Origin of the sequence: Acinetobacter sp. YH1901141, assembly GCF_013416935.1 — a bacterium.
Classification (GTDB): domain Bacteria; phylum Pseudomonadota; class Gammaproteobacteria; order Pseudomonadales; family Moraxellaceae; genus Acinetobacter; species Acinetobacter towneri.
Map to the genome: position 1 here is coordinate 35,783 of NZ_VPEY01000008.1, position 17,992 is coordinate 53,774.

The 17,992-nt window shown below is 41.3% G+C and carries 18 protein-coding genes; 13 read left to right on the forward strand and 5 right to left on the reverse strand.

Features of this window, described 5'->3' with window-relative positions; all coding sequences use genetic code 11:
• Positions 1-24: 24 nt before the first annotated feature.
• The gene (locus tag FTV52_RS06310) at positions 25-747 is read left to right on the forward strand and encodes a pseudouridine synthase (RefSeq protein WP_131261624.1); all 723 of its coding nucleotides are present in this window, start codon (positions 25-27) and stop codon (positions 745-747) included.
• A gap of 101 nt (positions 748-848) precedes the next feature.
• On the opposite strand, the gene FTV52_RS06315 is transcribed toward FTV52_RS06310, so the two are convergent.
• The 3 genes from FTV52_RS06315 to FTV52_RS06325 all read right to left on the reverse strand — a co-directional run bounded on the left by FTV52_RS06315 (position 849) and on the right by FTV52_RS06325 (position 2,767).
• Positions 849-1,292: a GNAT family N-acetyltransferase gene (locus FTV52_RS06315; protein WP_004976850.1), complete on the reverse strand. Its 444-nt coding sequence runs from the start codon at positions 1,290-1,292 to the stop codon at positions 849-851.
• A gap of 93 nt (positions 1,293-1,385) precedes the next feature.
• The gene (locus FTV52_RS06320; protein ID WP_004976848.1) at positions 1,386-1,742 is read right to left on the reverse strand and encodes a type II toxin-antitoxin system RelB/DinJ family antitoxin; all 357 of its coding nucleotides are present in this window, start codon (positions 1,740-1,742) and stop codon (positions 1,386-1,388) included.
• A gap of 110 nt (positions 1,743-1,852) precedes the next feature.
• Positions 1,853-2,767 (reverse strand): pseudouridine synthase, encoded by a 915-nt coding sequence (locus FTV52_RS06325; RefSeq protein WP_154320807.1) that lies wholly within the window; start codon positions 2,765-2,767, stop codon positions 1,853-1,855.
• A 216-nt stretch (positions 2,768-2,983) separates the two neighbouring features.
• Between FTV52_RS06325 and tsaE the strand changes: the two genes are divergently transcribed.
• The 4 genes from tsaE to hfq all read left to right on the forward strand — a co-directional run bounded on the left by tsaE (position 2,984) and on the right by hfq (position 7,000).
• Positions 2,984-3,460, forward strand: a complete 477-nt coding sequence (gene tsaE / locus FTV52_RS06330) for a tRNA (adenosine(37)-N6)-threonylcarbamoyltransferase complex ATPase subunit type 1 TsaE (RefSeq protein ID WP_096901184.1) — start codon at positions 2,984-2,986, stop codon at positions 3,458-3,460.
• A complete protein-coding gene (gene mutL, locus FTV52_RS06335; protein WP_154320806.1) occupies positions 3,453-5,435 on the forward strand; it encodes a DNA mismatch repair endonuclease MutL in 1,983 nt (660 codons plus the stop codon). Before tsaE ends, mutL begins: the two co-directional genes overlap by 8 nt.
• 6 nt (positions 5,436-5,441) lie before the next feature.
• Positions 5,442-6,386: a tRNA (adenosine(37)-N6)-dimethylallyltransferase MiaA gene (gene miaA, locus FTV52_RS06340; RefSeq protein WP_167845959.1), complete on the forward strand. Its 945-nt coding sequence runs from the start codon at positions 5,442-5,444 to the stop codon at positions 6,384-6,386.
• Positions 6,387-6,478: 92 nt separating this feature from the next.
• Entirely contained in the window at positions 6,479-7,000 is a 522-nt protein-coding gene (hfq, locus tag FTV52_RS06345; RefSeq protein WP_104851882.1) for an RNA chaperone Hfq, read from the forward strand.
• A gap of 169 nt (positions 7,001-7,169) precedes the next feature.
• Here the strand turns inward: hfq and FTV52_RS06350 are convergent, their stop codons facing one another.
• On the reverse strand, positions 7,170-8,471 hold the full coding sequence (locus tag FTV52_RS06350; RefSeq protein ID WP_179990267.1) for a peptidylprolyl isomerase: 1,302 nt from the start codon (positions 8,469-8,471) through the stop codon (positions 7,170-7,172).
• Entirely contained in the window at positions 8,471-10,924 is a 2,454-nt protein-coding gene (locus tag FTV52_RS06355; RefSeq protein ID WP_179990269.1) for an LPS-assembly protein LptD, read from the reverse strand. Before FTV52_RS06355 ends, FTV52_RS06350 begins: the two co-directional genes overlap by 1 nt.
• Before the next feature lie 120 nt (positions 10,925-11,044).
• Between FTV52_RS06355 and FTV52_RS06360 the strand changes: the two genes are divergently transcribed.
• From FTV52_RS06360 to msbA, 8 genes are all read left to right on the forward strand, one after another.
• Positions 11,045-12,058 (forward strand): aminoglycoside phosphotransferase family protein, encoded by a 1,014-nt coding sequence (locus tag FTV52_RS06360; RefSeq protein WP_179990271.1) that lies wholly within the window; start codon positions 11,045-11,047, stop codon positions 12,056-12,058.
• Complete coding sequence (gene murU, locus FTV52_RS06365) at positions 12,059-12,748, forward strand: N-acetylmuramate alpha-1-phosphate uridylyltransferase MurU (protein WP_179990273.1); 690 nt, start codon at positions 12,059-12,061, stop codon at positions 12,746-12,748.
• Between the two features lie 84 nt (positions 12,749-12,832).
• A complete protein-coding gene (rsmG, locus tag FTV52_RS06370) occupies positions 12,833-13,465 on the forward strand; it encodes a 16S rRNA (guanine(527)-N(7))-methyltransferase RsmG (protein ID WP_131261485.1) in 633 nt (210 codons plus the stop codon).
• 22 nt (positions 13,466-13,487) lie between these two features.
• Positions 13,488-14,270: a ParA family protein gene (locus tag FTV52_RS06375; protein WP_096901175.1), complete on the forward strand. Its 783-nt coding sequence runs from the start codon at positions 13,488-13,490 to the stop codon at positions 14,268-14,270.
• Positions 14,267-15,154, forward strand: a complete 888-nt coding sequence (locus FTV52_RS06380; RefSeq protein ID WP_131261484.1) for a ParB/RepB/Spo0J family partition protein — start codon at positions 14,267-14,269, stop codon at positions 15,152-15,154. Before FTV52_RS06375 ends, FTV52_RS06380 begins: the two co-directional genes overlap by 4 nt.
• Positions 15,155-15,185: 31 nt before the next feature.
• Positions 15,186-15,833, forward strand: coding sequence for a MotA/TolQ/ExbB proton channel family protein (locus FTV52_RS06385; RefSeq protein WP_004976814.1), 648 nt, complete (start codon positions 15,186-15,188; stop codon positions 15,831-15,833).
• A 9-nt stretch (positions 15,834-15,842) separates the two neighbouring features.
• Positions 15,843-16,265 carry a biopolymer transporter ExbD gene (locus FTV52_RS06390; RefSeq protein ID WP_004976812.1) on the forward strand — a complete coding sequence of 141 codons (423 nt, stop codon included), beginning with the start codon at positions 15,843-15,845 and terminating at the stop codon, positions 16,263-16,265.
• Positions 16,265-17,992 (forward strand): lipid A export permease/ATP-binding protein MsbA, encoded by a 1,728-nt coding sequence (gene msbA / locus FTV52_RS06395; RefSeq protein WP_179990134.1) that lies wholly within the window; start codon positions 16,265-16,267, stop codon positions 17,990-17,992. The genes FTV52_RS06390 and msbA overlap by 1 nt, the downstream gene beginning before the upstream one ends.

Sequence of the window (17,992 nt, forward strand, 5' to 3'; positions counted from 1 at the left end):
CTTTTTATCATTAGGTCGCTCATCATGTTGTTGGAAAAAATGTTGCAATCACAAGGCTTTGGATCACGTAAACATTGCCAACAACTCATTAAAAATGGTGCAGTCACCATTATGGGCGAAACCCAGACCAATCCTAAATTCGCGATAAAAATTGCGCCTGAAACGGTTTTGCAATTTTCGGTGTATGGGGAAAATTATCAATATCGTGAAAAGGTCTATATCGCCTTACATAAACCACAAGGCTATGAGTGTTCGCATCAGGCGACCCATCATTTTAGTGTGTTTGACTTGTTTGATGATGTATTGCTGAATCGTGGTTTGCAGTGTGTTGGACGCTTAGATCAGGACACCACAGGGCTGTTATTGCTGACGGATGATGGACAGTTTTTACAAGCATTGACCCATCCTAAAAAGCATGTGGCAAAAGTGTATGCTATGCACACCGCAGACCCGATTAATGCAACACAAATCCAGCAACTTGAGCAGGGTGTCGCATTGCGCAATGAATCAGGGACATTTGCTGCAACAGAGGTACAACAGCTTGCTGAACATGAATTGCAGATGACCATTCATCAAGGTGTTTATCACCAAGTTAAACGTATGCTGGCAGCAGTGGGCAATAAAGTAGAACAATTACATCGTCAGCAAGTTGGTGCATTAAACTTGACTGATTTGGCTTTAGATGTGGGTGAATGGATGTATTTAAGCCCTGAACATGTCGAGTTGGCAAAAAGCCGTATGGAATAACATGAGTTTAGCTGAGCTTTCATCAATAGCTTATGAGCAATGGCTTGGGCTAGGTTAAATTTAAATCCATTGTCTAACTCTGCAATCGTCAGATCAGATGACTATTTTAAAAAGCAGTGATAGGTTTGAAATTCATCATCTTTGACAAAACCCATCTTTTCATACAATTGGTGGGATTGGTAATTACTTTTCTGTGTTTCAAGGCTAATCCGTAGCGCATTTTCATGTCGTGCAAATAAAATTGCAGTATCAATGAGCTGTTTGGCCGAACCTTGTCGTCTAAAAACAGGGGTGACATAAACGTCATCTAAAATATAGTAGGTCGAGCAGGCAACCGAAGAAAAGCCTAAATAAAGTAATACAAATCCAGTGATTTTTTGATCTTTGATATGAATGAAAATCACACTTTCCTGATTTTCAAAACGCTGTTTTAAGAATGCTGCTGAAAGGCTTAAATTCGAGGATGCACCATAAAACTGACGATACTCATCGAACAATACAGCAAGCTGGTCTAAGTCTTCTAAAGTGGCACGTCTTACAATCATTACGATACTCCATGCTTTTTTATTGTCCTTGCATGAAGCATAGCTAAGTTTTTAAAGTAAATTTTTAAAGAATTGTTTAAAAATGCAACACTGTTAATTTTTGTCAGTTTCACCCAAAATTGCATTGAGTTCATCAAACAAGTCTAGATGTTCATCATCCAGTTCAAAATCTTCAACACTATTATTGCCAGTTACAGATGCTTCATTGCTTGGGGTTGCATCCACTAGCGTTGCTTTTTGCTCTTGTTTTAATTTGCGTAACTTAATCAATTGTTCCAGATTAATATTCTGATTTTCAATTGAAAAGGGAATTGATTTAGTCAGCACGACTTGCTTAAAAAACAAACGTACCGCTTGCGCAGGCGTAATCCCCAACTGTTTAAACACAGCAAAGGCTTGTTTTTTCTCTTGAGAGTCCAAGCGTACTTGATAGACTTCAGTTTTTCTCATAATTTTTAATAGAAGGAAGTAGATTTAAATTTTAGCAATATTGTAAACAATTCATTTGTAATTTCAATATGACTACAACGAAAATCCACTATTTTGTAATGACAAACATATTACAATGTCAATTCTTGCTGTGCGCTAAAGTGGAATTGTTGCTGGCTAATCGGGTCAAAAAAACTTAAATGCTTGGCAAGCAATTGTAGCGGTGCAGAAAAATCATCTGCTTGTTTGTGCTGTAAAATGGGATAAAACGGGTCGTTCTTAATCGCAATACCTAAGCTATTTAAATGCACACGCAGTTGGTGCTGCTTGCCTGTTGTAGGCTTTAATTCATATTTTGCCCATGTTTGATTATGTTCAAGCAAACGAATTTCTGTTTCGCTGTTAGGTGTGCCTGCCACGACGTGCATCAAATAAAAAGGTTCACCTTTTTCCATGCGTAATTGCACAGTACATGGTAGTGACAAATTAGCTTGATAAGGCGCAATGGCATGGTAGGTTTTTTGCACCTGACGTTCTGCAAATAATTGCTGATACACCGCCCGAGTTTCTGGTTGTTTGGAAAACAGCACCACACCCGCAGTTTCGCGGTCTAAACGATGAATAGGTGTGAGCTGCTCATTCTGTGTTTGTTTTTTTAAGCGTACTAATAGGGTTTCTTGTACATATTGCCCTGTAGGGCTCATGGTCAAAAAATGTGGTTTATCTACAACCAATAAGTGTTCATTTTCAAATAAAACTTGATGCTGAAAAGGCACGGCAACTTCATGCGCTAAAAAACGATAATAAAAAATATCCTGATGTGCGCTATAAGGTGTATCTAAATCTAAACGCTTGCCTTCGGCATCATAAACCAGACCATCCTCAAAGCGTTGCAGCCATTCCTGTGCAGAAATATGGGCAAACTGGGCACATAAATAACGAAAAATTGATTCAGGCTGTGTGCTTAATTTGGGTAAATGCAATTTGCTGGCGCTCACACCATCTAGCATGGGTGGAACAAAGGTGTTGGGATGAGTCGACTTCATCTGCAAATTGCTCATATTCAGGTGGGAGAGTTTCTTTTTCATCATATTGAAAATAGCCTAAGCAGTTTGGGTGCTAAGCTTAATAATCTTGATTCATTGCCTTGTCTAAACTTGTTATAAATTGTCCACATTTACACAGTTTTATCCATCAGTACATAGGCTTTAAAGCAGTGCGATGCTATCATAATTGGTCTTTTGAATCATGTCGTGAGCGTTATGCAGTATTCATTTAATTTGGCTTTAAATAATGAGCAAGATACCCAAAATCTGGCGCAGGTTTTGGCAACGCATTTTCGGTCGGGTGTGATTTATTTAATTGGTGATTTAGGCGCAGGAAAAACCACTTTATCGCGTTATTTTCTACAGCATTTGGGGCATCAGGGCGCGGTTAAAAGCCCGACTTACACCTTGGTGGAACCTTATCAAATACAAGGACAAGATATTTTTCATTTTGATTTATATCGTTTAAATGATCCTTATGAATTAGAGCTGATGGGCATTCGTGATTATTTAGAAACCCCAAATGCCTTGTTTTTATTTGAATGGCCATCAAAAGGTGGCGATGAAATTCCGCCCGCAGACCTGATCATTGAAATTAAAAAATCGGAAGATGAATTAAGCCGTACTGCAACGCTAAGTTCGTCTTCGGTTGCATTACAACAAGCTTTGGAGCAACAATTTAATCATGCCTAATGATGTGTTAAATCTACGTCGGATCCACACGCTTGAACCTGCCTTAGCCAACCAAATTGCTGCAGGTGAGGTGATTGAACGTCCTGCCTCTGTGGTCAAAGAACTACTAGAAAACTCCATTGATGCAGGTGCAACCGAGCTAATTATTCGGGTGGCACAAGGCGGCAGTACACTCATTGAAATTATTGATAATGGTCGTGGCATTCATGCTGAAGATTTGCCTTTGGCGGTGACTCGTCACGCGACCAGTAAAATTCAAACGGCTGATGATTTACATGCTATTGTCAGTTTAGGCTTTCGTGGTGAAGCACTGGCATCAATTGCAGCAGTATCGCGTTTGACTTTGGTCAGCAGCCAAACTGAAGATGGTGTTGGTTATCAGGTTGAAGTCAATGGCACTGCCTTTGACCATCAAGATATTCAGGCCGTTGCTGCACAAAAAGGCACACATATTCGGGTGCAGGATTTATTTTTTAATGTGCCTGCACGACGTAAGTTCCTGAAAAAAGCAGGTACAGAATTTGGACATATTGAAGAAATTGTCCGTCGTTTGGCGCTGACACATTTTGATATTCGTTTTGTTTTGGAACACAACGACAGCATTAAACTGAATTTACCCATTGCAGACAGTGGCGAATTGCGTTTTCAGCGCGTGCAGCAACTTTTAGGACGAAACTTTGTCGAAAATGCCTATTGGATTGATGCTGATAGTGTCACCATGCGCTTATCGGGTTGGTTGGGGCATCCTTCCGATGCACGTTCACAAGCCGATTTACAGTATGTGTATGTGAATGGACGTATTGTAAAAGACAAGACCATCTCCCATGCTTTGCGTATGGCATACGAAGGTATTTTGCATGGACATCAACATGCTGCATATTTGCTATTTTTAGAAGTAGAACCTGAAAATATTGATGTCAATGTGCATCCGACCAAGCATGAAATTCGCTTTTTAAATCAGCGAGAAGTTCATGAGTTTGTAAGACATTACGCCAAAGAAACCTTAGCGCAATTTCAAACTGCAACTGCAGATTTAGCTACGGCCATGAAAGCCGATCCTATCGAACAAGCTGCGCCTTATGTGGTGCAACCGCGTTATCAGGAACAATTTTTACTGCACAAACATGCCGAGGCAAATCCTTACAATTCCGCTGACGATGCAGTAGATGCGTACACGATGCAGCCTGCTTCACAAGCGGGAAGTGAGTTACTTACCGATTTTAATCAGAGTCAGCCGCAGACAGTTCAATATAACCGACCTGTGCAGAGTAATTATCAAGGTTCGCAACAGCTCAACAATGCTTTAAAAAGCTATCTCGCGCCTTTACGTGATCTAGATCAAGACTCAGCCAATCTTACGCAAACAAACACAACACCTGCGGTGGATGAGCATCCGCTCGGCATTGCAATTGCGCAATTGCATGGTATTTACATTCTGGCGCAAAACAGTGAAGGCTTGATTATTGTAGATATGCATGCCGCCCATGAACGAATTGTGTTGCAACAGATGAAAGCCGCTTGGGATAAACCTGAGTTTTGGACTTCGCAGCAATTGCTGATCCCCAAAGTTATCAGCATTAGCCGCATGCAAGCCATGCGGGTGGATGATTTAAAAGAACAATTGGCACGACTGGGCTTGGAAATAGACCAATATGGCGATGAACAGGTCATTGTGCGCGGTGTGCCCGCGATTTTGCATAAGGCAGATTTTGCCGAATTAATTCCTGAATTACTTGATGATTTAGACCCAAATGATGAAGCGCAGGCGTTACTGCAAAAGCGTGATCATATTTTGGCGGGAATGGCATGTCATAGTGCAGTACGTGCACATCGGATGTTAAGTCTTTCTGAAATGAATGCCTTATTGCGTCAAATGGAACAAACCGAATTTGCTAGCCAATGTAATCATGGTCGCCCGACTTGGCGTGCCTTTCCATTGGCACAACTAGATAAACTTTTTGCTCGAGGAGAGTAGCGTTACATGTCAAATCAATTGCCGGTCATCAATTTAATGGGACCAACTGCAAGCGGTAAAACTGCTTTGGCATGTGAGCTGTATGAAATGGGGCATTTTGAGCTGATTTCAGTCGATTCTGCGCTAGTTTATCGAGATATGGATATTGGTACAGCCAAACCAACTAAAGCGGAACAGGCGCGTTATCCGCATCATTTGATTGATATTATCAGCCCGCTTGAAGTTTATTCTGCTGCACAGTTTGTGGAAGATGCTTGTGCCTTAATTGATGATATGCACGCGCGTGGCAAAACCCCAATTTTAGTGGGTGGAACCATGCTGTATTTTAAAGCTTTGCTTGAAGGACTATCTTCCAATTTACCCAGTGCCAATTACGACGTCCGTGCAGAAATTGAAGATAAAGCTGCACGCGAAGGTTGGGAAGCGGTCTATGCAGAGTTGTGTGCAGTAGATGCACTGGCGGGTGAAAAATTTAAGGTATCAGATAAACAACGTATTATTCGTGCACTAGAAGTTTATAAATTAACAGGAACGCCAATTACCCAGCTTCAGGCGGAACAACCCAAAAATGTACCATATCGTTACACTTTTCATAACCACGCCTTGATGCCTGATCGGGTAGAATTACATCAGCGTATTCAAAAACGCTTAGAGATTATGTGGGAAATGGGTTTTTTGAATGAGGTGCGACATCTTATTGAAAATTACGATTTAGATGCTAATTTACCCTCTATGCGTTCAGTTGGCTATCGTCAAGCTTTAGAGTTTTTGCAAAACGGTGATGAAAGTCGCGAAAAAATGCAGGAAATGGAGGATAAGGCGCTATTCGCGACACGACAACTCGCGAAACGTCAATATACTTGGCTCAGATCGTTGCAAGAATCGCATAAATTTCACACATATTTTACGATAAAGCAGGCTCAAGAAGACTTGCGAAACTGTTACGGATAAAGCAAAATTTACCTACTGTCTTTTTTATAATTTTTAATTGAAAAATAGAGATAGTTTTTGCGCTGATTTTTAATTATTTTTGGAGTTATAACATGTCTAAAGGTCAAACTTTACAAGATCCGTTCTTGAATTCTCTCCGTAAAGAACGTATTCCTGTTTCTATCTTCCTTGTGAACGGTATTAAGCTACAAGGCCATATTGAATCTTTTGACCAGTATGTTGTTTTATTAAAAAATACGGTAAGCCAAATGGTTTACAAACATGCAATTTCTACAGTTGTTCCTGCACGTAATCCACGTCCTGCTGGTGCACCTGCTGGTGGTCAAGGCGCTGGCTTTGGCGGTCAAGGCGGTGGCTTCGGTGGTCAAGGTGGTGGCTTTGGTGGTCAAGGCGGCTTCGGTGGTCAAGGTGGTGGCTTTGGTGGTCAAGGTGGCGGTTTCGGTAGTCAAGGTGGCTTTGGTGGTCAAGGCGGTGGTTTCGGTGGTCAAGGCGGCGGCTTCGGTGGTCAAGGTGGCTTCGGTGGTCAAGGTGGCTTCGGTGGCGGTCAAGCAACTGGCGGTTTTGACAACGATTCTAAATTTGAAGAATCTTCAGAAGACGATAACAACCGTTAATTGATCTTCTTAAAAAACCTCTCGAAATGAGAGGTTTTTTTATGTCTATGGTTTTTTTATCAAAGTCGTATTTTGGTAGTGGCTAAGATGAAGTGCATATGGTAAAAAAGCATAAAAAACCAGTGTTGCTACACTGGTTTTAATTTTGGAAATAGCAGAAAACTTAAGCTTAGTTTTTCTTGCGGTCTAAGCTTGGGTCTTTAATTTCTACAAAAGCATTGTTGCGCGTTTCACGTAACCAGCTATCCAATTCAGTATCAAACTGGCGTTCACCTAGTATTTGACGTGCCATACGTTCTTGGTATTCACGAGTCATATCTTGCTGGCGTGTATCGGTCACTTGCAGTACATGCCAACCAAACTGGGTTTGGAATGGTGCGCTAATTTCACCTTTTGCAGTGTTTTTCATTTGATTTTCAAATTCTGGCACCATCACGCCAGGATTCACCCAGCCTAGACTACCGCCATCACGTGCAGAGCCAGCATCATTAGAGAAAGTCGAAGCTAAGGTTGCAAAGTCTTCACCCGCTTTTAAACGGTTGTGAATACTGTCAATCATGTGTTTCGCATTTTCAGGGCTTACTACTTCACTTGGCTGAATCAAGATATGTCGAGTTTGGTATTGTGGAACTAGTGCACGTTGCTCAGTACTTTTGCGTTCCAGTAATTTTACGACATGAATACCATCACGGACTTCAATCAATTCACTGGTTTGCCCCACATCTAATGGCGTAATACGTGCAGCAAGTTCTGCAGGAATATCGGTCAAGTTACGTAAGCCCATGTCTGCAGACTGAACAGTTATGCCGTTGCCTGTATATTTTTTACTGATGGCTTGAATGTCATTGTTCTGCGCCAGTTCAGCTTTGACTTGTTGCGCAACCTGAGCTGCATTTTCTTTTCCTGAAACACGCACATGCAAAATATGGACTTGGTTGCCTAAAGCGGCCTGACCTTGTGGGGTTTTCAGAAAGTTATCAACGTCTTGATCGCTAATTTGAATACGTGACATCACCACTTGCTGACGCAAACGATTCATGGCCAAATCTTCTGCAATACGATTACGTAAAAATGCATAACTGCCAGGAGATGATTTATCTAACTTTTGCTGAAAAGCCTCTAAGCTATTGCTTCCATTTTGCTGTGCAACTTTTAACACAGCTTCATTCAGGGATTTTTCATCAGCTTTAATGTTATAGCGTTTTACTTGTTCTAATTGAGCCTGACGTACAATTAATTGCTCTAAGGCTTGTTGTTCTAAAATTTGTTGAGGTGGAACAGGGCGCTTTGGCATTTCAAGCTGTTGCTTAAGTTCAACCACGCTTTGCGCTAAATCACTTTTTAAAATGACACTATTGTCAACTACAGCCACAATTTGATCATTCGCAGCGGCAAATGCAGGCAGGCTAACAGCCATGCTCAGTGCCAAGGTAGATGCTTTTAAAAATCGTTTTAACTGTACTGTCTTCATTAACGTTGTGTCCAAGATTGATTAATTTTATTAAAACCTAAAATACGGTTTTCAAGCAAAGAAGCAAGTTTATTATTGAAACTGCCTAAACCTTTTAAATTTAGCTCTGCCATAATGGCACGTTTTGGTTTAACACCTGCATCTGTCACATCGTCCAAGTCGTTATAGTAAGAGCGACCATAGACTGAAATACCCCAGCAGCATGATTCGTAATTTACACCCAGTAAATACTCACGTGCCACACTGTTATCTAAGTCATATTGTGCGTGACCTAAAATACGCCAGTTGTTGTGAATGGGTTGAATGAATGATGCAACCACTTGATCATAATGGTCTTGGCGGTTTGGAATATAACGACGGTTAATATAGCCAAAGTTATATAAGTTACCCTGATCGCCAGCGTAAAGCAGATTTACATTACGCTGAGCATTGTCGCCATTAGACATCCAAGCAGCATTGGCACCGATGCTGAGATTTTGGCTTAATTGGCTGGTGAGGCTGACAATTGGCCCTGTACGGCTTTGCGTGTCAAAATCATCGCTGGTATTTTCTAGTGTGACACGGCGGTCTTCAAAATAGAAACTTTGACCAATGCCTGCCTTAATACGTTCCAAACCAATTTCATCAAACAGGCTGTAGCTTAAGCCTAAAGATAAGAAATTATTATCTTCTAAACGGTCATGTCCATAGAAACGGTTTGGACTGAACAATTGATCATAATTGATTGATGCTGTTGCAGAATCAAAGTTAGGGTGATCATTTTGATTTTTATACGGTGCATAGGCATAGAATGCACGTGGCGTAATCGTTTGTAGGAAGCGACCATTTTTTTCAAAGGTAATCCCTGTGTCCAATGCAAATTGTGGCACAGTGACAGATTCACTTTCACTAGATGAGTTATATTGATTCAACGCATTTCGAGTGTCTTTGTCATAGACGGTGTTAATGTTGCGTAAAGACACTTCTGGAATAACAAATGACCACGGATTGCGGTAGTTATAACGCACTGCAAAGTCGTTATAAATACGGGTGCCGCTTGGTTCGCCTACATCTAATGCACCAATGTCTTTTTTGAAGTAAGCCGTGTCGTTATTAAACTCGACTTGGAAACCTTGAGGATTACCTGTTTTATAATTCAACAAGAATTGTGGTAAACGTGCATAAGGGCGTTTTTCATAGGCAATAGATTGATCCAGCGTTTGGAAATCTTCAACTTTGAGCTGAGCTTTTAAGCCAGGGATACCATTGCGATAGTTAAGTTCCCAAGCACGACGTAAATTAAGATCGGTTTTGGAGTTAGGGTTATTATTTAAATCGGCAAAGTAATCTTTGTCTGAAGCATAGTTGTATTCAAGATTAGTCGAAAACTGATTGTTAATTTGCCAGTTGTGTAAAAAGTGCAAGTCTTTACGGTCTTGATCATCATATTTGGCATCTGAAGCTAAATAACCACCCCAGATTTGGCCTGAACCAAAATTTTCAGTTAAATAACGGAATTCACCCTCTAGCATTGCACCACGATCGCCAATATAACGCGGGCTAACGGTTGCATCGTAATTAGGTGCTAGGTTCAAATACACAGGTACAGAAAGTTCGACACCACCATCATTGGTAAAACCAAAACTTGGGGTCAAAATACCTGTCGTGCGGCGGTCGTCAATCGGAAAGTTAAAATAAGGCACAGCCATGACCGGTACATTTTTTACATATAGTTTTGTACCGCGTGTTTCACCGCGTCCAGTTTCCTGATTGAGCTTAATTTCGTTGGCTTGAATTTTCCAGGTTGGCGCTTGCTCGGGCGGGCAGGTGCTGTAGGTGGCGTTATTGAGTACCATGGTATTGGTTGAGGTACGTGCAATTTTTTCTGCCATGCCATGAGCATGCTGTTCTTCAGCAATATAAAAACTGTTATTTAAATCGCCTTGCTGAGTTTTAAGGTTGTAGTTAATTTCATCACTTTGCGCAAGTAAACCAGCTTGTGCCATTTGAACACGACCTTCGGCTTTGGCAAAGGTTTGGGTCTGATCAATGGTAATTTTATCGGCGCGAATTTGACGGCCTTGCTGGTCAATCAGGACATTGCCTTCTAAGACGGAATCGCCATTTGGGTCATAGTGACCATAATCGGCAGTAACGGTAGAGGTTGCTTCTGCAGCGTCTACAGCAACTGTATTTGAACTGATAGGTGTCAGCCAAGCACCTTTACAATAAGCCGAGCTGGCTGTGTTACCAAATTGTTGTTGCGCTTCGGGCGTTGCTTTATCAACATAATATTGCTCAAAGAATTGCTGACCTGGGTAAGTCTCTTGAATACTTTGTTTAAGCCGTTGGTTGTCAATATGACTGACCGATGAAGCCTGATCTGCTGTCTGTGCATAACTGGAAACAGAGTGACCACATAACAGAGTTAAGACCGCAGTCGCTAAAGGATTAAATTTAAACTGATGCTTCATTTATCTCATCAACCAAGAGTGCTTAATCGCAATTAATTATTGTCGCATCATAGAGAAAAAGCGCAGAAGTAGCTACACTTAACACTTTAAAAACTCAGCCTGTATTAGAATTTATTGCAAATGAATACACAACGCGAACAATTGATACAAACATGGATAACATCTGTACTTGGTTCAGATCAATTTGAAACTCATTTTTTAGCAGGCGATGCAAGTTTCCGTCGTTACGCACGAATCAAATTGAATAATAAAACATTTATGCTCATGGATGCACCACCAGAAAAAGAAGATTGTGGTCCTTTTGTCACGATTGATGAATTTTTTGCTGCCAATGCGGTGCGTGTGCCCAAAATTGTGGCCAAAGACCTGACACAAGGCTTTTTGTTGTTGGAAGATTTTGGTGATGTGCTGTTATCGACCTTATTAAATGAACACACAGTAGATGACTATTATGCACAGTGCTTTAAGCAACTTATTCAATTACAAGCGATTGATGGTACGGCACATTTCCCTGAATATTCGTATGACAAACTGATCAGTGAAATGGAACTACTCACCGACTGGTTATTGCCCGCTTTACAGATTCAGCCAACGGTTGAAGAAAGTGCATTAATTAAACGTACATTTGCGATTTTGGCAAATGCTGCTTTGGCGCAGCCACAAGTGATTGTGCATCGCGATTTTCATAGTCGTAACTTAATGAAAATTAATGATGATGCAGAGTTAGGAGTAATTGATTTTCAGGATGCTGTGATTGGTGCAGACACCTATGACCTGATTTCAATTACACGAGATGCGTATGTACAGTGGAATGCTGAGCGTGTGTATCGCTGGTTTAAAATGTTCTATGACTTGTTGCCAGCAGCATCTAAGCAAGATCGTGACTTTGAGCAATTTAAAAAAGATGCCGATATGATGGCAATTCAGCGCCATATCAAAATTTTAGGTATTTTTGTGCGTTTGTTTGAACGTGATGGTAAGTCGGGTTATCTCAAAGATCTACCTAGAGTAATGTGGTATTTGCTTGAAGAAAGCAAGCCATATCCTGAATTACAACCATTTATGCAATTCATTCACAATACAGTAATGCCAAAATTTACAGCCAAATATGGTCAGTATGAGGTGGTTGCCTAAATGAAAGCCATGATTCTTGCTGCGGGCATGGGTAATCGTATGCGTCCTTTAACGTTGCATACGCCTAAGCCATTATTGGAAGTCGGTGGTAAGCCTTTAATTGTGTGGCACATCGAAAAATTGCAAAAAATTGGTGTGCAGGAAATTGTTATCAATACCGCATGGCTAGGTGAAAAACTCGCAGATGCTTTGGGCGATGGTTCGCAATTTGGTGTGAAAATTTTGTGGTCGCATGAAGGAGAAGGCTTGGAAACAGCAGGTGGAATCATCAATGCGCTGCCATTATTAGGCAATGCGCCTTTTATATTGGTGAATGGTGATGTCTGGACGACTATGGATTTCGCGCCACTATTAAATCTGCAGCTTCAAGACGACTTGGCACATTTAGTTTTGGTTGAAAATCCCGTGCAGCATCCACAAGGTGATTTTACCTTGTCTGAAAATAAGGCTTATACCTTTGAGCAAGCACAGTCAGGTGAAAATCTGACTTACAGTGGGGTCGCGGTGATGCATCCACAAATGTTTGTTGGTTTAGAATCGGGCAAGCGTCCACTAGCGCCATTGTTGAAACAAGCCATGCAGCAAGAAAAAATTTCTGCACAGAAATTGCAGGGCGTTTGGGTGGATGTTGGCACTCCTGAACGATTAAATACGCTAGATCAACAAATTCAGCAGGGTGTGTACGCTTAAGTGCATATTCACTAAGCATTCGCCCCTATGACTGCAACTATAAATCGGTATACTTCCATTAACTTTTTCGAGATGTGAATTGTGATGCATTCGTTTTTTCAGGAACTCAAGCAAGGTAGTCAGGCTTTAGGTTTAGAGCTCAGTGATGAGGCTTTAAATTTATTACTCAAATACCAAGATGCTTTGGTGCTATGGAACAAAGCGTACAACCTCACTGCAATTCGTGACCCGAAAGAAATGCTAGTGAAGCATTTGCTAGATAGTCTGAGCATCCTCAAAGATTTGCCTGCAGGTCGTTTACTGGATATTGGTACTGGCGGTGGTATGCCGGGCATGATTATTGCCTTGTGTCAGCCTGAGCGCGATTGCGTGTTATTGGACTCGAATGGTAAAAAGATTCGTTTCTTAAAACAGTTTATTGCCGATTTAAAACTGAAAAACGTCGTGGCAGTTCAGACCCGTGTTGAAAATGAAGACAGCATCCGCGAGTTAGGTCAGTTTGATGTAATTACCAGTCGTGCTTTTGCATCTTTAACTGACTTTGTAGCCGCGTCAAAACCATTTATGCATGAGCAAAGTATTATTGCATCTATGAAAGGTTTGATTCCTGCCGATGAAGTAGAGGCATTGAAAGATGAATTCAGCTGTGAAATTATCGAGCTTAAAGTTCCGCGCTTAGACGAACAACGTCATTTACTTTTATTAAAACGTATCTAATTTTCAAAGGACTTGGGTGATCATGGCACAAATTATTGCGATTGCGAACCAAAAAGGTGGTGTCGGAAAAACCACAACCGCAGTAAATTTGGCAGCATCTTTGGCTGTTTTGAAAAAGCGCATTTTATTGGTCGATATGGACTCACAAGGCAATGCCACCATGGGTTCAGGCATTCAAAAAAATGATTTGCTGTATTCAGTGACCGATGTATTGTTGGGCGAAGTGCCGATTGAAACTGCAATTAGCAAGGCAGAAGTTGGTTATAAAGTTTTGGGTGCCAATCGTGATTTGGCTGGGGTTGAATTGGTGATTGCTGAGCAAGAGGGGCGTGAGTTTATTTTGCGCAATGCCTTGCAAGAAGTTGCCAAAGACTTTGATTATATTATTGTCGACTGTGCACCAAGTTTAAGCTTAATTACAGTAAACGCTTTAGCAGCAGTGCAAAGTGTAATCATTCCAATGCAGTGCGAATATTATGCACTTGAAGGTTTGGCTGACCTGACGCAAACCATTGACCGTATTCAACAAGCACTCAATCCTGATTTAGAAATTATTGGTGTATTACGCACCATGTATGATGCGCGCAATGCCTTAACCCGTGACGTGTCTGAAGAATTATCGCACTATTTTGGTAAAAAATTATACGATACCGTGATTCCGCGTAATGTACGCTTGGCAGAAGCACCTGCACACGGTTTACCCGTCATTTATTTTGAAAAAAGCTCGAAGGGTGCAGTTGCCTACCTGAATTTAGCAGCTGAAATGTTGAAAAAAAGCAAAGTGAAAAAAGGAAGTAAAGCATGACCACAAAAAAACGCGGATTAGCCAAAGGTCGTGGTTTGGATGCCTTATTGGGGTCAATCCAGAAAGAAAAATTACAACTTGAAGTGCAATCTTTAGATCATGGTCAGCTCAAACAAATTGATGTCAATTTATTAAAACGTGGTGAATATCAACCGCGTCGTTTTATTCAAGAACAAGATTTGCAGGAACTGGCGGCATCTATTGAAAAACATGGTGTAATGCAGCCAATTGTGATTCGTCCTATTGATGACGAACTACATCCTTATGAAATTATTGCAGGTGAACGTCGCTGGCGTGCTGCACAGTTGGCTGGTTTAACTGAAATTCCAGCAATTGTGCGTGATTTGACCGATCAGGTCGCGATTGCTTTGGCATTAATTGAAAACATTCAGCGCCAAGATCTTAATCCGATTGATCAGGCAATGGCGCTGCAACGCTTTCACGATGAGTTTGGCTTGAGTCATCAAGAAATTGCCGAAACAGTAGGTAAAGCACGTACCACGGTCAGTAATTTATTGCGTTTACTCACTTTGGCTGAGCCTGTTAAAGAGTTGATGCAGCAAGGCTTGCTAGATATGGGTCATGCACGTGCTATTTTAACTTTGAAAGCTAAAGATCAGCTCAAAGTCGCGCAGCATGTAATTGAAAAGAATTTATCGGTACGTCAAACCGAACAGTTGGTACGTGACTTTAATGCGCCAAAACAAGAAAAGCCGAAAACGGCTATTGCGCCTGATATTCAACAACTCACGCAACGTCTTTCTGAGCGTTTTAGTGCAGATGTTAAAATTGATTATAACAAGCAAGGTAAGGGCAAATTGACCATCAGTTATCACTCTCTGGAAGAGCTGGATGGTATTTTAAATATTTGCCTGTCCGATTAATTTTAATTCGTATTTTATTGGGGAAAAGCGAATGTGGGAATTGGTAAAAGCAGGTGGCTGGCTGATGCTGCCGTTGGTATTGTGCTCGGTATTTACCGTTGCAATTACCATTGAGCGTTTTATGCGTTTAAAGAGAGCAGGTATTTTGCCCAATGCGTTGTTGCTCAACCGCGGGCAAAGTTTAGCGACTGTGTTGCAACAACTGAATCAAAGTGCCAACTTAAAAAACAGTACATTAGGCCGTATTTTTGAGGCGGGTGCGCGTAACAAACAACAATCAGAACACTATGCGCGTGCACAAATGGAAGCGACAGCTTCACAAGAAATTGGTTATTTAGAAAAAAATATCAACTTCTTGGGTACGCTCAGTGCAGTTGCGCCATTATTGGGTTTATTGGGTACAGTGCTTGGGATTATTGAATCATTTTTAGTGATTGATGTGGGTGCAAGTAATCCAACCTTAATGATTCCAGGGATTTCTAAAGCCTTAATTACCACTGCTGCAGGTATGTTAATTGCAATTCCAGCCTTATTTGCCTATCGTTATTTTCAGCGTTTGGTGCAAGAATATACTGCTGAGTTAGAGCAGCAAGCGACTTTGTTTCACGCAGGATTATTTCATCAGAGTCAACCTCATCAGCTTGATGCGGATGTGCAAGATGTGAAAAAAGTAAGCTAAGGTGAGTTTATGAAATTCAAACGCTCGCAAGTTGAAGATATTCATATTAACCTGACTCCAATGATTGACTGTTTACTGTTCATCTTGGTGTTTTTGTTGCTTTCGACCACATTTAACCAATTTAGCCGTATGAATTTAACTTTGCCAGATGCGCAAGGCGTACCACCAAAATCTTATGAACATAAAATTGAAGTCGTGGTAGATTCTTCAGGGCATTATTCTGTCAATGGTCAGGCACTTTCGACTAAGGAAGTGGCAGATTTAAGCACAGCAATTAAACAAATTTCTCAAGATCGACGTGATTTAATGTTTATCATTGCTGCAGATGCCAAAGCCACTCATCAAGATGTGATTCGAGTGATGGATGTCGCAGGACAACTTGGTTTCGTCAACATCAATATCAGTACGAAAGTCCCAACTCGAGGTTATTAGTGAAGAAGGATTTACAGGTCTATCGCCGTCTTCTGAGATATTTGCTCCCATTTTGGGGCTTGGCAATCTTGGTGATTATCGGTTTCGCCATTAATGCAGCCACAGAAGTATCTGTGGCAAAACTCTTGGAAAAAATTATTAATGCCATTCAGGAGCGTGACCAATCTTTCACCACACTATTTCCGCTATTAGTCATTGCACTGATGTTTTTCCGTGGTTTGGGAACTTTTATTGGCGGTTACTATACCGCAGTGATTTCACGTAATTTGGTATTCAATATCCGTCAGGAAGTCTTTGCTAAATTGCTGCGTTTACCTGCACAGTATTACTTAGATAATACCAGTGGGCACATTACTGCCAAAATTATGTATAACGTAGAGCAGTTGACCGCTGCATCTACAGAATCGCTGCGTACATTGGTACAACAGGGTTTGATTACACTCGGCTTGCTCGGCTATTTGCTGTATACCAACTGGCGTTTGACCCTCTGTATTTTGGTATTTGGCCCATTAATTGGCTTGCTGATTCGTAAAGCTGCAAAACGCATGCGTCGTTTATCTATTCAAGTACAAGACACCATGGGGGATGTAAACCACGTGGTGCAAGAAACGGTGAATGGTAATTTGGTCGTCAAAGGTTTTGGTGGTCAGACCTATGAACAAAGCCGATTTAAAGAAAACTCTTTAGAAAACCTGCGTCGTGGTTTAAAGATGGTGGCAGTGCAGCAATTGAACAGCCCTGTGGTGCAGTTCATTATGTCCATTGCTTTGGCAATTATTATCTGGATTGCCTTACGCCCAGAAATTCTACGTGATATTTCAGCAGGCGAGTTTGTAGCCTACATTACTGCCGCAGGTATGTTGAGCAAACCAATTAAAGCCCTTACCGATATTAATGAAAAATTACAACGCGGTTTGGCAGCAGCGCATTCGGTTTTTGAATTGCTCGATATGCCTGAAGAAGACAATCACGGGACGCTTACACCAGACCTAAAAGGCAATTTGCAATTTAAAAATGTGAATTTGGTGTATTCCGATGGACACCATGCCATTCATGATTTCAATCTAGATGTCAAAGCAGGCGAGACAGTGGCTTTGGTCGGTCGTTCAGGTGCGGGTAAAACCTCATTGGTCAATCTGTTGGTACGTTTTCAGGAAGTATCTTCAGGGCAAATTTTGTTTGATCAGCATGATATTCGTGACATTGAGCTGAATAGCCTGCGTTCACAAATTGCTATGGTCAATCAGCAAGTGGTATTGTTTAACCGTACAGTGCGTGAAAATATTGCCTATGGTCAGCTTGAAGGTGCGAGTGATGAAGCAGTGATTGCTGCAGCCAAAGCGGCTTATGCACATGACTTTATTATGGCTTTACCGCAAGGCTACGACACAGCATTAGGTGCGCAAGGTTTGAATTTGTCGGGTGGTCAGCGACAGCGTATTGCCATTGCACGTGCAATCTTGAAAAATGCACCGATTTTAATTTTAGATGAAGCCACCAGTGCTTTAGACAATGAATCTGAATACTTTATTCAACGTGCATTTGATGCGGCCATGCAAGACCGTACCACCATTGTCATTGCACACCGTTTATCTACCATTGAAAATGCTGACCGTATTGTGGTGATGGATCAGGGGCGTATTTTAGAACAAGGAACTCATCAGGAACTCATAGCGCAAAAAGGCGCGTACTTCCAGTTGCATCAACGTAACTTCGAGGAACATTAA

Excerpts from the sequence above, each read along its gene's own strand:
- FTV52_RS06325 (WP_154320807.1), bottom strand. The coding sequence starts at position 2,767 with ATGAAGTCGACTCATCCCAACACCTTTGTTCCACCCATGCTAGATGGT.
- miaA (WP_167845959.1), top strand. The coding sequence starts at position 5,442 with ATGTCAAATCAATTGCCGGTCATCAATTTAATGGGACCAACTGCAAGC.
- murU (WP_179990273.1), top strand. The coding sequence starts at position 12,059 with ATGAAAGCCATGATTCTTGCTGCGGGCATGGGTAATCGTATGCGTCCT.
- rsmG (WP_131261485.1), top strand. The coding sequence starts at position 12,833 with ATGCATTCGTTTTTTCAGGAACTCAAGCAAGGTAGTCAGGCTTTAGGT.
- mutL (WP_154320806.1), top strand. The coding sequence starts at position 3,453 with ATGCCTAATGATGTGTTAAATCTACGTCGGATCCACACGCTTGAACCT.
- FTV52_RS06320 (WP_004976848.1), bottom strand. The coding sequence starts at position 1,742 with ATGAGAAAAACTGAAGTCTATCAAGTACGCTTGGACTCTCAAGAGAAA.
- FTV52_RS06380 (WP_131261484.1), top strand. The coding sequence starts at position 14,267 with ATGACCACAAAAAAACGCGGATTAGCCAAAGGTCGTGGTTTGGATGCC.
- FTV52_RS06385 (WP_004976814.1), top strand. The coding sequence starts at position 15,186 with ATGTGGGAATTGGTAAAAGCAGGTGGCTGGCTGATGCTGCCGTTGGTA.
- FTV52_RS06375 (WP_096901175.1), top strand. The coding sequence starts at position 13,488 with ATGGCACAAATTATTGCGATTGCGAACCAAAAAGGTGGTGTCGGAAAA.
- FTV52_RS06355 (WP_179990269.1), bottom strand. The coding sequence starts at position 10,924 with ATGAAGCATCAGTTTAAATTTAATCCTTTAGCGACTGCGGTCTTAACT.
- FTV52_RS06360 (WP_179990271.1), top strand. The coding sequence starts at position 11,045 with ATGAATACACAACGCGAACAATTGATACAAACATGGATAACATCTGTA.
- FTV52_RS06315 (WP_004976850.1), bottom strand. The coding sequence starts at position 1,292 with ATGATTGTAAGACGTGCCACTTTAGAAGACTTAGACCAGCTTGCTGTA.
- FTV52_RS06310 (WP_131261624.1), top strand. The coding sequence starts at position 25 with ATGTTGTTGGAAAAAATGTTGCAATCACAAGGCTTTGGATCACGTAAA.
- hfq (WP_104851882.1), top strand. The coding sequence starts at position 6,479 with ATGTCTAAAGGTCAAACTTTACAAGATCCGTTCTTGAATTCTCTCCGT.
- FTV52_RS06350 (WP_179990267.1), bottom strand. The coding sequence starts at position 8,471 with ATGAAGACAGTACAGTTAAAACGATTTTTAAAAGCATCTACCTTGGCA.
- tsaE (WP_096901184.1), top strand. The coding sequence starts at position 2,984 with ATGCAGTATTCATTTAATTTGGCTTTAAATAATGAGCAAGATACCCAA.
- FTV52_RS06390 (WP_004976812.1), top strand. The coding sequence starts at position 15,843 with ATGAAATTCAAACGCTCGCAAGTTGAAGATATTCATATTAACCTGACT.